The organism is Pararhodobacter zhoushanensis (assembly GCF_025949695.1).
In the GTDB taxonomy this organism is placed as follows: domain Bacteria; phylum Pseudomonadota; class Alphaproteobacteria; order Rhodobacterales; family Rhodobacteraceae; genus Pararhodobacter; species Pararhodobacter zhoushanensis_A.
The window spans coordinates 1,712,858-1,725,678 of sequence record NZ_JAPDFL010000001.1; the positions used below are offsets into that span (position 1 = coordinate 1,712,858).

Annotated in this window: 12 protein-coding genes and 1 pseudogene; 5 read left to right on the forward strand and 8 right to left on the reverse strand. The window is 63.1% G+C overall.

Annotated elements, in window-relative coordinates:
• Nucleotides 1-273: 273 nt before the first annotated feature.
• Genes OKW52_RS08540 through OKW52_RS08555 form a run of 4 tightly spaced genes read left to right on the forward strand, consistent with a single transcriptional unit; the run spans nucleotide 274 to nucleotide 3,365 of the window.
• Nucleotides 274-1,245 carry a hypothetical protein gene (locus OKW52_RS08540; RefSeq protein WP_264505318.1) on the forward strand — a complete coding sequence of 324 codons (972 nt, stop codon included), beginning with the start codon at nucleotides 274-276 and terminating at the stop codon, nucleotides 1,243-1,245.
• Between the two features lie 56 nt (nucleotides 1,246-1,301).
• Entirely contained in the window at nucleotides 1,302-1,892 is a 591-nt protein-coding gene (locus tag OKW52_RS08545) for a hypothetical protein (RefSeq protein WP_264505319.1), read from the forward strand.
• On the forward strand, nucleotides 1,867-2,676 hold the full coding sequence (locus OKW52_RS08550) for a M50 family metallopeptidase (RefSeq protein WP_264505320.1): 810 nt from the start codon (nucleotides 1,867-1,869) through the stop codon (nucleotides 2,674-2,676). Before OKW52_RS08545 ends, OKW52_RS08550 begins: the two co-directional genes overlap by 26 nt.
• A complete protein-coding gene (locus OKW52_RS08555; protein WP_264505321.1) occupies nucleotides 2,676-3,365 on the forward strand; it encodes an OmpA family protein in 690 nt (229 codons plus the stop codon). Before OKW52_RS08550 ends, OKW52_RS08555 begins: the two co-directional genes overlap by 1 nt.
• Nucleotides 3,366-3,936: 571 nt before the next feature.
• Here OKW52_RS08555 and OKW52_RS08560 read toward each other — a convergent pair.
• From OKW52_RS08560 to OKW52_RS23220, 5 genes and pseudogenes are all read right to left on the reverse strand, one after another.
• A protein-coding gene (locus tag OKW52_RS08560) for an IS5 family transposase (protein WP_264507632.1) occupies nucleotides 3,937-4,706 on the reverse strand; the annotation gives its coding sequence in 2 pieces (ribosomal slippage) (nucleotides 3,937-4,370 and nucleotides 4,370-4,706; 771 coding nt in all).
• Nucleotides 4,707-4,877: 171 nt separating this feature from the next.
• Nucleotides 4,878-5,531 (reverse strand): hypothetical protein, encoded by a 654-nt coding sequence (locus OKW52_RS08565; RefSeq protein ID WP_264505322.1) that lies wholly within the window; start codon nucleotides 5,529-5,531, stop codon nucleotides 4,878-4,880.
• Nucleotides 5,528-6,547 carry a helix-turn-helix domain-containing protein gene (locus OKW52_RS08570; RefSeq protein WP_264505323.1) on the reverse strand — a complete coding sequence of 340 codons (1,020 nt, stop codon included), beginning with the start codon at nucleotides 6,545-6,547 and terminating at the stop codon, nucleotides 5,528-5,530. Before OKW52_RS08570 ends, OKW52_RS08565 begins: the two co-directional genes overlap by 4 nt.
• Nucleotides 6,544-6,938: pseudogene (locus tag OKW52_RS08575) on the reverse strand (VRR-NUC domain-containing protein). The gene OKW52_RS08570 and the pseudogene OKW52_RS08575 overlap by 4 nt, the downstream one beginning before the upstream one ends.
• A gap of 117 nt (nucleotides 6,939-7,055) precedes the next feature.
• Entirely contained in the window at nucleotides 7,056-7,484 is a 429-nt protein-coding gene (locus OKW52_RS23220) for a helix-turn-helix transcriptional regulator (RefSeq protein WP_319800462.1), read from the reverse strand.
• A gap of 575 nt (nucleotides 7,485-8,059) precedes the next feature.
• Here OKW52_RS23220 and OKW52_RS08590 point away from each other — a divergent pair.
• Nucleotides 8,060-9,325, forward strand: a complete 1,266-nt coding sequence (locus OKW52_RS08590) for a tyrosine-type recombinase/integrase (RefSeq protein ID WP_264505326.1) — start codon at nucleotides 8,060-8,062, stop codon at nucleotides 9,323-9,325.
• Nucleotides 9,326-9,467: 142 nt separating this feature from the next.
• On the opposite strand, the gene OKW52_RS08595 is transcribed toward OKW52_RS08590, so the two are convergent.
• The 3 genes from OKW52_RS08595 to OKW52_RS08605 form a co-directional block, all read right to left on the reverse strand.
• A complete protein-coding gene (locus OKW52_RS08595; protein ID WP_264505327.1) occupies nucleotides 9,468-9,842 on the reverse strand; it encodes a hypothetical protein in 375 nt (124 codons plus the stop codon).
• Between the two features lie 1,102 nt (nucleotides 9,843-10,944).
• A complete protein-coding gene (locus OKW52_RS08600; RefSeq protein WP_264505328.1) occupies nucleotides 10,945-11,796 on the reverse strand; it encodes an amidohydrolase family protein in 852 nt (283 codons plus the stop codon).
• Nucleotides 11,797-11,816: 20 nt separating this feature from the next.
• A complete protein-coding gene (locus OKW52_RS08605) occupies nucleotides 11,817-12,818 on the reverse strand; it encodes a Bug family tripartite tricarboxylate transporter substrate binding protein (protein WP_264505329.1) in 1,002 nt (333 codons plus the stop codon).
• Nucleotides 12,819-12,821 lie beyond the last annotated feature (3 nt).

The window sequence follows — 12,821 nt, forward strand, 5'->3', positions numbered from 1 at the left end:
ATAAGGTCTATCGGCACTACCAACTCGGATCCCGCCGAGCCAACCACTCCGCTCGCAGTGCGCAGCGCGATGATCCGATCCGAGATCGAACGCGCAGGTGCGACACCTGATTTTGCACGCGAGTGCGACGCGCTGCGCAACCGCCAGACCCGGAGAGAAAGCGTAGCACGGGCCTCTACGGGCCAAGCGTTGATTGAGATCCACCACCGCACAGCGCCAATCCTAGGCGCCGGGCCGTCACCTCTCAGCCTCGCGAACAAGAAGGACTGATCCATGATCCCCTACATGCAAATGGAAGCGGCAGATCGCATCCGCAAGAGCCGCCCGCTGTCGCTCTACTATCTTCGCGCCGCGTGGAACGCGGCACAGTTCGCTGCAATCGGCCTTGAGTTCATGGCCGTCCATTCCACGGTCGTCTGGTTCCTGCGGGATCCGGTTTCCGGAGAGTTGCCACCAGGCTCAGGGCCTATAATCTTTCTAGGTTCGGCCTTCTTCTGCGTTGTGACGTTGGCCTTCTTCCATAAGCCGATCGGCGCTGTGCGGAACTGGCGAGGAGGTTCTTTCCTGCTTGGGCTCTTTGCTCTTGCTGCTGGCGTGACTTTCATTAACGCCCTCATACCATATCTTAATCAGGCGACGGCCGGGTCTTGGGATGACAGCACCGCCGCCACCACCCAAGCAATGTTGCGTGACAAGGCCTTAATGACCCGCGCGATGGTGATCGTCATGGGGGCCTGTGTCGCGTCCAACGGGTTGCACGGGTTGGTCGAAACAAAGGACGCAATCGCCGAGGCAATTCAAGCTCGGAATGACGGCACAGCACTTCACGGCGAGGTCCTCGCCTTCGACGAACTGCATTATTCGATCCAGTTGCAGCGCGAAATGGACGAGGAGGCAAAACAGCAAGATGCGCAAGACGTCGCCCGCGGCATCAGCGAAGGCCTTCATGACGCGGCACGAAGGAAGGATGCATACTTGATGGGTGGGCGCCCCGCTTACCCGAGCCGTGAGCAGCTGGAAGAACGCTATGCCGACCAGTCAAATCCGCCGTTCATGCCCGCAGATCCCGCCCTTGCGGAACTTGTCCGCAGCAGGGTGGCACAGCACAGCGTCCCCCTTGCGCTGCTGCCTCCCGACCCGAACGATCTTGATCCCGTGGACCGTGCTGGCTTGTCTGCCCACGCGGCTTGGCTTCGCACTGTCGCCGACCGCGACGCGATTTACCGTAAACTCGTCACCGCCTGAAGGAAGCGCACCATGAACATCGTAAAGGCACTTGTCATCCCGCTGGCCCTTTCCCTTTGCACGTCCGCGGCCGCAGCCCAACAGGAACTGAGGATTCTGATCGATGTTGGCGTCGGGGGGCGACCCTGAGGGGAGCCTACGGCCGCGAAGCGGCCCGACTGGCCGGACAGGAAATCGCGAGGCTCGATCTCGCCTTTGGTGACGACGTTGTCATCGCCACCTTCGGTGACCCGAATGCCTCCGACCATCTTGACATGGTCAGTCACAATCGCCGCACGACGCTGACCTATTCGGGCCCACATGCCGCCACCCTCCCTGCATTTGTGGGCCAACTCATCGCGGAGATGCCGGGCTTGCCAATGCATCGGACTTCGGACCTCGACGCGCGGATCACCATGTACCCACCAAGCTGCACCTCGCACACGGTGACGACGATTGTGATGTCCAACGGCTACGAGATTGGCGAACGGGACGGGCGCGCATTTCGCTTCCCGGAGATGTCGACCCCCGGGTGTGGTGAAATCGTCTTCATCGGCTTCGGCATTCACGATGACGCGCCCGTAGAAGGTCTTCTGCCCCGCGCGGAAGGTTTGGTCCGCTCGATCATGATGGAGGCTGGATATGACGCCGCTCGCTTCCTTCGCTGAATTTCGCCGCCGGCAGCTTCCCCCCGCCACCCATTGGTCGCCCTACATCCCGATTTGGGTCCAGGTGGCGGCTGCAATAGCGGTCGGCGTTGTGGCTGTCAGTCTCTTGGTGGTGACAGTTCCGAACGCCTTCTACGAGGCGCGGACGGCCACCGTGACCTTGGTTCATGAAATCGGCCATGCAAGCATATCATGGCTTGATACACGCGAGTTTGGTCAGATCGACCTGCACGAGCATGGTGGCGTTGCATTTGTGTCGTCGTCCGGCGACGTCTGGCTCGCCATCGCGGCAGCGGCCGGTATTCTATTGCCAGCGTGGATGGCTGCGGCGATCCTCGCGTTGGGGCTGACGCGTGTGGGAATCGAATTCGGCCTCTTGGTCAGCGGTGTAATCATTTTGGTAGTGGCACTTCTGCACGCCGACATCTCGCCGGACAGTTTCGTTGCAATCTCCGTCCTCGCGGGTGGGATGCTGCTCGCTGGCGGTTTGCCAATGGGTGGTGCGTTGCGCTCTGGGCTTTGCCTCGCGATCGCTGGCGCCTTAAGCCTGGCCGTGTACGAGGGACGCGCATACGCCTATGTGGACTACATCGACAGCGATCCAAGCCACCCCGCCGATGCACGCATCGTCGCCAACGCCCTCGACATCGTCACCGTGGACGAGGTTGGCGATGTCCTGACTGGTCTTATGGTTGTAGGGTACGTCGCTGCGATTTTGATCTCATGGGCATGGCTTTCTCGGATCGGAGCGATACGCCGTATTGGTGTGCGGGGAGGACGGTAATGATGCGCGTCGCAATTTTGGTCGCCGCGCTCGCTGGCGCTTGTACATCCGCTTTGGCACAACCCGTTTTCGTATTGGATGGGAATGGAGCATTCGGGCGCACGGATGCTCTTCAGGAGAACGGGCTGGAGATCGTAGCTCCGACCCGTCCCAGTCGTAGTTTAGAAGCGCCCGATGACGTCCGCGGTATGCGCGAGATCGAGGTCCCCGTTCCAAGTCAACGTCAGGTCGAGGCTACTACGCCTGTTACCAATCAAGTCGAGGGCGAGCGCTTAAGGCGCACAGTTAGTGCGCTACTTCCACCGCCACCGCCACCCGTCCCGCTGCCCCCGGCAAATGCAATCGAGCCAGGGACGGTGTTCCATATCGGCGAAACGCACTTCGCGACGGGACGACACGACCTCAATGCAACCGCGTGGGCCGGCCTACGCACCATTGCAGTTGCACTCGCACTGACACCGAACCGGACTATCCAGATCCAGGGGCATACCGATGACCGTGGTGATCGCGCGATGAACCAGGCCCTGTCCGAGGGCCGGGCGAGCAGCGTGGCCGATGCATTAGTCAGCCTAGGAATTGCGCGCAACCGGATGGTGGTGGAGGGGTTCGGCGAGGATCGTCCTGAGCGATCGAATACGACCGCGCCGGGCATGGCCCACAATCGTCGCGTCGACGTCATCTTCGAATGAGATATCCCGTTTTGACCCGTGAAGGTTCTTGCCTGCACATCCATATTCACTTGATTTTTTCCTCCTGCGTTGCCCTGCACGCATTGGAACGTACGATGAACTTAGTTTTAACGCCCAATGAAGTTGACTCCGGCATAACGCTGCTCCGAATCTGAATGGCCGCTTTGGTGAACATCGGCCGGTAGACTGATCGGCGGGCTTGAGCCGCACAAGTTACGAACGACTTCTACGGTTCTCGACTTTGGAAACTTGGCCTACTGCCAATTGCCGCCGATCTAGGATAGCATGCCTTCTCGTCGTCGCTGAGCCGGGGAGGGTCTTCACGCTTGCGCCGCCGTTTTGTCTGCTTGCTCTTGGCGGTTGCGATGGCCGTCTGCGCATCGCGCTGGACGGCGCTTTCCATGAAGCGGTCGAGTGCTTTTGGGCCCGTCTGGCGGATTGGGATGATCGGCCCGAGTCTCAAGGGCGACTTCGATGATCCGCGTTTGCGACAACTCGAGATCATCGATCCAGCGGCGCACATTGGTCCGTGCTGGCCAGCCCTGCCACTAGGGTCCAGACTCATTGATCGTCAAAGCCAGAAGATGACAGTTGCGGCGAGGGCGACGGCGGAGAGGAAGGTCTTTGCGCATCGGTCGTAACGGGTTGCGATGCGGCGCCAGTCTTTCAATCGGCCGAACATGATCTCGATCCGGTTGCGGCGCCGGTAACGTCGTTTGTCGTAGCGGACTGTCTTGCCGCGCGACTTCCGACCGGGGATGCAGGGGCGTATCCCCTTGTCTTTCAACGCATCCCGGAACCAGTCGGCGTCATAGCCCCGGTCGGCGAGCATCCATTCGGCCGCGGGCAGACTGCCCAGCAGAGCTGCTGCGCCGGTGTAGTCGCTGACTTGGCCTGCGGTCATGAAGAATTTCAGCGGACGACCCTTGGCGTCCGTGACAGCGTGCAGCTTGGTGTTCAACCCACCCTTGGTCCGCCCGATCAAGCGCCCGCGCTGGTCGTCAGGCCCCCCTTTTTCGCCCGCAGGCTCGAAGCCGTGCGATGCGCCTTCAGGTAGGTCGCATCAATCATGATGGTCTTCTGCTCGGTGCCTTTCGAGGCCAGCCCCTCCATCATCCTGGCGAAGACCCCCATGTCACCCCACCGCTTCCATCGGTTATAGAGCGTCTTCGGGGGGCCATACTCCCGAGGCGCATCGCACCACCTCAAGCCATTGCGATTGATGAAGATTATGCCGCTCAAAACCCGCCGATCATCGACGCGCGGTTTGCCATGGCTCTTCGGAAAGAACGGTTTCAGCCGCTCCATCTGCTCGTCCGTCAGCCAAAATAAATTTCTCATCATCACCCCCGTCAGCTCAGGGCCTTGAATCACGCAGCGACGGCAGCCTCAAGCAGATCAATGGGTCCTGACCCTAGGCGGGCACCCGATGCACGGGCGCTGTCACCATGCACCGCGCTCGGCGTCCAGATAGCTGCGCAGGTCGATCAAATCGGTGCTCATCGCATTGGGTCAAACCCAAGGCCGTACCTTCGGCATCACCACCGTCACCTCCACCTCCCTGAGCATCCCACCCTCGTTCAGCCCCTCCCGCACCCAGCTCAGCGCCTGCGACCAATCGTCATAGCTGCGCCGCGCGGATGCGATCTGCTCCGGATGCGGCCGCCAGGTAACCGGGCAGGCCAGCAACTCAACCGTCCGCCACTTCCCACGGGTCAGCACCCGCTCGGTGCCGACGATGATGGTCGTCGCCCGCTCGCCATGCTGGTTGCGCTTAAGCTCCACCGGCACGCAGCGCGGCACGGCGCCTGGCATCCAGTCCGGCGTTAGCCCGGCCCGCGCCAGTTCGGCCACCCGGATCGCCATACGCTTGCCGCCGAGACTGTCCGGCATCCCGGCGACCGTGGCAGCGATCACTTCGGCATCCTCGTGGGTGTAACCCCCGATCTTGTGCTGCCCGCCGTCGATCTTGCAGCCCAGCGCCGCGCGCTGCAGCAGGACGTATTCGAGGCCGTAGCCATAGCCCTCCTCAGTTACATTTTGCGGCGGCGGCAGCTCCAGCTGCGCCTTCTCCACCCGGAATGCCCATTCCAGGGCCGCCTGCACGCCCAGCGCGCGTTTGACCCGGGTGCTGCCGGGCCCGCCTATCCGACGTTGCACGGTCATCGCACACCCCGCATCCGGAGGCGCTCGGCCGTGACCAACCCGCGAGCCAGCATCGCATCCCGCAGGGCGTTGGAAATCGCGTTCGCCGGCAGGTAGCGCTCGGAATTCACGACGTCTGCGTAGAAGGCTGGCAGATCGTTGTGCGTCGTCGTTGCCGTCGTTGCCGTCGTCGCGGGGTTGCCTTTCGCCTTGCGCCGCTTCCGCCCTGCATCAGCGACCTTGCGCCCTGCTGCACCCTGCATGGCGCGGTCCAGTGCCTTCGGCCCATCGGGTGGCTCGGGATGCTCCTGGCGGGAGGCCTCGGCCGCCGCGACGATCTCAGCCTCGCTCAGCCCCAGCTCGTCACGCCAGCGCTGAATGTGCAGCCGGGCAGGCCAGCCTTGCCACCAGCCGGGCAGGGCGGCAAGGTCGAGGCCGAGCGCGTCGAGCACTCCCCCAAAAAACTGATCAGAGACCTCCTCGCGCGCTTGCGCGTCCTCCTCCTCCTTTACTGGTTTACTTAAAGGTTCCCTTACAAGGTTAGTGTCCGGATTCCGGACACGGCCTTGGGCAAAATCCGGACACGGCTCGGGCTCAAAATCGGACACGGCTTTCGCGTCGATCCCATGTCCGAAATCCGGACACGGCTCATCACCGGACGCATCAACCGCGCCGCAAATGCCAGCGTCAGGGGCGATCTCCGAAGGGGCAGCATCTCCGTGTCCGATTTCCGGACATGGAACAGCCGTCACGGGTTTGAAGCCCGGCTCGAACCCCAGGATGTATCGGGTCGGCAGCTGGCGTTTCGTCGCCGGATCGATCCGCGGAACGCGGCGCAGGAGACCCACGGCCTCCAACTGCCCGAGATGTGCGTTCAGCGTCGAGCGGCTGATCTCGCAGTCATGCGCCAGGCGACCTTGGGAAGGGAAGCAGCCGTAGTCGGGGTTGAAGCGGTCGCAGAGGTGCCAAAGCACGATCTTGGTGGTGGGCTTCAAACCGCGCTGCTTGATCGCCCAGTTGGTGGCTTCATGGCTCATGGCGCGGGCCTCCGAGCTGGCGGCGCAATGCGCGTGGTGAACCCGTGATTGGCCAGCGCGCCCAGCGCATCGTCGAGAGAACGAACCAAGGCCCAGCCAAAGCCCTGCGACAGCACGGCATCGCGAAACGCCTGCTGATTGGGGCGAAGACGGCCCTGGGGTGCCTTCAGCTCGAGGAACAGAACGCGCCCCTCACAAAGAACCATCAGATCGGCAAAGCCCGCATGGACACCCATGCCGACCAGGATCGCCTGGCGCCTGGCGCCGCGAGGGCCGGCTTCGGTGACTTCATTGGCGCAGTGATGGATGATCGCCGAGCGGGGCAGGGCCACGCGCAAGGCCTGCACGACAGAACGCTGCAGATCGGCCTCGGGGTGCCGCGGCGCGTCATGCGCGATCTCCTTTGCCATCGACGGGGCAAAGGTCACGGCGCTGGGCGTCTAGCTGGGCGTGGCGCAAGGGCCGGCGCGCATCGACGACGAGGCACAGGGCCCGGGCGTCCTTGCGCTCAGTTGCGCTGGCCCCATGACGAATGACGACCTCGCAGGCGATCCGCACGAGATGGTCGCTGTGATGCGCGGCCGCGGCGATGACGCTGCGGGCCTCTGCCAGCCGTGCGGCACGCCAGGACGGATCGACCGAGGCTTGTTGCGGCGGTGCGGGTCGGAATGGTGCGCGGTTCATCGACGACCTCCCGCGCGGCGACGGCGGGGGCGTCGGCTTCCTGCTCGGCAAGCCAATCCTCGATTGCGGCGCGGCGGTAATAGACCTTCCGTCCAGCGCGAACGCAGGGCGGGCCCCGGCGCTGGGCCTCCCAGCGGCGCAGGGTGTCGATCGAAAGCTCGAGCTCGAGGGCGAGTTCGACCCTGCTGATCCAGCCTGTCAGCAAGGTTCGCGGTTTCTCCTTTGGCTCGGGCATGGATCCGAGATGCGGCATGGCAGGTCTCCCGTGTTCGGGCTCTCAGGGTGAGAGCACAGTGCAGGGAGCAGTGAGCGCAGACGGGTCGGGGTGGCGGCGAGGCGCTGAGTGGCACTGAAACCGCCACCCCCGTGCCACCCCTTGTTTTACTGGGTTTGTGCCAATTCAGAAGGTCGGCAGGGCCGGGCAGCGCCAACTCCGCGTCGCCGTCATTTCGCGCCCCAAGCCGCGAACACCGGCGAACAGCGGCAAAGCAGGGGATCTCGCCGGCGCAAACCGGCACTCAGGGGGTGGCACCCGGCATCGGGTGCGTGCCACCCCTGCTTCTGCAGGGAGTTTGCAAGTTTTGCAGGGGCGGTGACCGCCCTCGGTGGAGCGATGCCGTCCGGAAGGGATGAGTCGCGGCCGGCGCTGGGCGTCATAATCGGGGTCTCTGAGGTCCGGCCAGCGCCGTTCGCCCAATAAAACAAGGGGTGGCACAAAGATCGCGTCCTTTGTGCCACTCAGCGCCTCGCTGCCACCCCAGGCTTCATGGTTCGCTTGATAGACCGGCAAAACTACGCGGTCTGTCGGAGACCAGAAGGAGGCGAGACATGCCCGAGCGCATCAAACTGACCGAGAAACTCCTGCGCGAGGCCGAGCCCGCGCCGGGCCGGGATTACCAGATCTTCGACACCGATCTCAGGGGCTTTGCCGTCTGCATCTACCGCGGCGGCGGGCGGGCGTTCACCCTCGACTATCGTCACGCAGGGCGGCAGCGCCGCATGACCTTTGGTCGCTGGCCGGAATGGTCGGTGTCATCCGCGCGCGAACGGGCGAAGGAGCTGCGCCGCGACATCGACGCTGGCGCCGATCCTCTTGCCGAGCGTCAGACCCTGCGCGTGCAGCCCCGGGTGAATGACCTGATCGCGCGCTACGCCGAGCAGCATCTGCCGAAACTGGCCGAACGCAGCGCTGCGGATCAGCGATCGGTTTTGGCGAAGATGGTGGCCCCGGTCTGGGGTACGAAGCTGGTCACCGAAATCACCTCAACCGACGTTGACAAGTTCCTGACCCGGGTTGCCGACGGCCGGGCGCGGCCCTCGAAGGAGAAGCCCAACAACCGCGCCCGCAAGCTTCAGGGCGCCAGGCCGACGCCGGTGCGCGCCAACCGCGTGGGAGAGATCCTGCGAAAGATGTTCACCCTCGCGGTCGAATGGGGCTGGCGCGAGGACAACCCCGCCCAGCGCTTCCATCACCGCATGGAGACCCCGCGGGAGCGGTTCCTGTCGAACGAGGAAATCGCCAGGCTCGCCGCTGCACTCGATGCCGCCGAGGACCGGCGCGCCGCCGACATCATACGGCTTTGCATGCTGACAGGTGCGCGGCTCGGCGAGGTCCGACAATCGCGCTTCGAGCAGTTCAACCTCGAGCATCTGAGCTGGTCGAAGCCGCCGATGATGACCAAGCAGCGCCGGGCGCACCGTGTGCCGATTTCGGCTGAGACCGCCGGCATCGTCCGGCAGCGCCAGATGCTCGTGCCCGCTGGCAGCCCGTGGCTCTTTCCGGGCGACACACCGGGTCAGCCCGTCCAGGAGGTGCGCCGGTTCTGGGCGCAGATCCAGAAGCAATGCGACCTTCAGGATGTCCGCATCCATGATCGGCGTCACACCTTTGCCTCGCTCCTCGTCAGCGGGGGCGCTTCGCTCGAGATGATCGGCAAGCTGCTCGGGCACAGCCAGACGCAGACCACCCAGCGCTATGCGCATCTTATGGACTCACCGCTGCGCGCGGGCGTCGATGCGGTGGCCAGCGCGTTCAGGATCAAGCCGAAACTCGTGCGTGATGCCGGGCAGGACGAGAGGCGGAAGTCGGCTTGACTGCAGCCAGTTCCCGGGCTGCCAGCCGAGCCGAGTCGAGCCGCCCCGCCCAGCGCGCGCAGTGCATACTAGTCGCACCTCGCCCCGCCCTGCGCGGCGTGAGCCCGCGGGTGGAGGGCCGGGAATGGCGGACAACTCTGTCCTACGCTTCCCCCTCTTTCAGGGCCCGCCAGACCGGCGTGATCCGGCGCCGAATACTTCGGCCATCTGGCATCTTCGCGCCATCTGATCGTTCGGCGAACCAGTCCTGCATCTCCGCGACAAGCTCGGATTGAGTGACGGGCAGGCCGTGGTCGTGGATACGCTGGATCCGGGCGATCGTCATTCCATCCCAGTCGTAGGGCGACGCCGACACCTGGCCACCGGCCACGCGGCGCACCATCTCGTGCTCGTCCTCGAAGGCATGGACCTCCTCGGCGGGTATCAGCATATCGACGGTTGCGACAGGAATCCCTTCTGCTGGATCCGTAATGAGCAGCCAATCCGGGCGGTCCAATGGCTGGACGCGGCGGATCATCCCTTCGGGCGGGCCTGTGCCGCACCGTCGGAACAAAGGAAGGAGGTCCATGGGCGGAAGAACTACTGTCCCCGCGACGAGCCGCGCGCCGCAGTGGACTGGGCGGATCCCCGTCATGATCCGGAATTTGCCCAGGTCAGCCCAGTGCGCCAAATCGGCAATGGCGCACCCCCAGCGCGCCGCTGCTTCATGAAGGGTAAAATACACACGGGGGGAAGGGGCATAACGGGTTCATCCTTTTCGCAAACAAGGATGAGCGTGCCTCATACCGCCAGCGGCCCGCGTCGGGGCGACGCAGGGTCAGTGATCGGAGGCAACGTCAAACACAGCGCCAAAGCGCCGAAACTGTACAAAATAGAGCCGTACCGATAGTCTTGTTATGCTTTTGGTTGAGGGCTGCTCTCCTCATGCGTGCAGAAGTGCCCGCACTCGCGGCTGGGAGCAAGAGGGGCGCTCGCGCGAATCTGTGGATAAGCGGACGCCTTCACAAACGGGTGCGTGGGCACTGTGCCGCAGGCTGCCGTGCTCTGATCAAGTATATGTTATCGCAGCGAAGTCATCAATTCAGAAGGGTTTTGTTTCGGAACTTCTTGAGACAGTTTCGCGGTGGGCAGAATGGTCCTAGAGAACGCGAGATCGCACAATCTCGGCCTCTAAACCCGACACCGGAATGACGTCGGCGGCCCCGAAGGGCGCGCAGACAATGCAAATGCGCGTTGAAATCATCGGTGCCGCAGACGCCCGATCGCCAGCGGCCGAATTGTCGTCAGAGCTGCAAGGGCCAAGAGGCACAGGCGTTGGCAGCCGCACGGGACGTGGTCGGTCTTACCCAAAGCGCGCGCCAGCTAATCAGCAAGGCAATGATCATCCGGACCTCGTGTGTCACGGTCTTCGAGGGATCTAGACCGAGGCTGTGCTTCATTTCCGTCTCTTTCGATGAAAATCGGACTATCCTAATGATGCGTACATTACACGGAAGAAGGTCAAGGTGCTCCTGGTCGCGACCGGAGCCCAATGATCATTCGTTCAGACCGGCGCGTGACTTCGAATGGCGTGCAGCGAGGCTGAAGACCGCTTTTGTGACAAGGCCTGCTGCATACCGTCAGACATCTGAAACAGGTCTAACTCGCGCGGGTGGTTGCGCGCCAAAGTAGAGCTCCAGAGCGTTGACGCCTAGGATTCTGCTCCGATCCTCAGCGTCGGGAACCGCGTCAAGCAGCCAGTCGAGTGTGCTCTGATAGGTCATGTCCTCTTCTCCGACGAACGGACTGTCGCTGCCCCACACAATCCGCTGATTGCCGCACTGGCGAAGGAGTTCCCGCAGGTAATCTGTCGAGGCAGGCCCCAGGCGCTTGTGCCCTGAGGCTTTGATCCAGGTCCGCCCGTTTTCCATCGTCCGGAGCAGGGCCTTGAAGCCATCGCTGTCGATGCCGCGCTCGGGCTCGGGGCGGCCAAGATGGTCGACGACCAAATCAACCCCGGTCTTTTCCAGCAGCGGTAGAACCTCGGGCAGGTCTTTGCCCGCGCAATGCAGATGCACATGCCAGCCCTGATCGCGGATCCGCCGGAACATGCGGCGGTATTCGAAGGTCGTGATGTCCGGCAGGGTCTCTTGCCCGATCATGTGCAGACGCACCCCGACAACCCCGTCTTGCGCCATGTTGTCGAGCACATAGCGTTCCACCGAAGGCTCCAGAATGACGGTGCCGCGAAAGCGCGCCTTGCCGGCAATCGAGTCGACCAGATAATCGTTGTAATCCGCCCAGGGGCTGGCGGCGGCAAGCACGGCCATCGCGACGCCGTGGCTGTCAAGCTGGCGCTCGTAATCTTCGAGGGTGAAATCATAAGTTGGGGCATGCCGCGGCTTGTCGCGCAGCGGCATGTCCTGGGTGAAGATATGGGCATGGCAGTCGATGATCAGACCCCCATGACCAGACTGAAGATGACTGTCCATGCCCAATGCTCCTTCTTGCCTCAGCGCGTCTCGATGCCGGCGTCTTGAATGACCTGCTGCCATTGCGCACGGTCACTCTCGAACCGGTCAGCCATTTCGGCCGGTGTGATGCTCTCGGCGCGCGTGCCCAGCTCGGCGAAACGCGCCTGAATGTCCGGCATCTGGGTGATTTCGGTGATGGCCGCATGCAACTGGTCGATCACGGCTTCGGGTGTTCCTGCCAGTGCATAGAGCGCGTTCCAGCCCTCGACGGCATAGCCTTCGACGCCGGCTTCGGCGGCCGTCGGCACATCGGGCAGTGAGGGGTTGCGCTGCGCACCGGTGGTCGCAACGATCCGTGCCTGCTCGTTCGCCATTGCCGCGCTGAAGGCGGTCGGCGACTCGAAGACAAGGTCGATCTCTTCGCGGATCAGTGCGGCCAGAAGATCGGGTGAGGTGCGGTAGGTGATGATGTTGGCATCAATACCGGTGACCGAGCGGAAATACTCGGCTGACAGGTTCTGCGTGCTGCCAGGATTGATGGTGCCGATGTTCACCATGCCCGGGTTTTCCTGTGCGTAGGAAACCACCTGTTCAAGCGTCTCGAAATCGCCGCCGGGGCTGACGAAAAGCGCGATGTCAAACCAGGCGAGCGTTGAAATCGGCGCGAATTGCTCTTGCGGGTTGTAGCCCAGGTTCTCGAACAGCGACATGGCGATGGTCGTGCCGTTCGACATGACGATCAGCGTCTGGCCGTCCGGTTTGGCGTTCAGCAGCACATTCGCTGCGGCGACACCGCCGGCACCGGGATGGTTTTCAACGATAAACTGCTGGCCGAAGATCTCGCTGAGTTTTTCGCCGGCTAGACGCATGGTGATATCGGCCAGACCGCCCGGACCGAAGGGCACGATGATACGGACAGGCTCGGTCGGATAGCTCTGCGCAAGCGCGGCCTCCGCGGGAAGCAGCGTGAAGGCGGCGGCCCCCAGCATCAGCCCGGCAACGGTCCTGCGGGGCAATTTTCCTGAGATTTTGTTGAACATGAT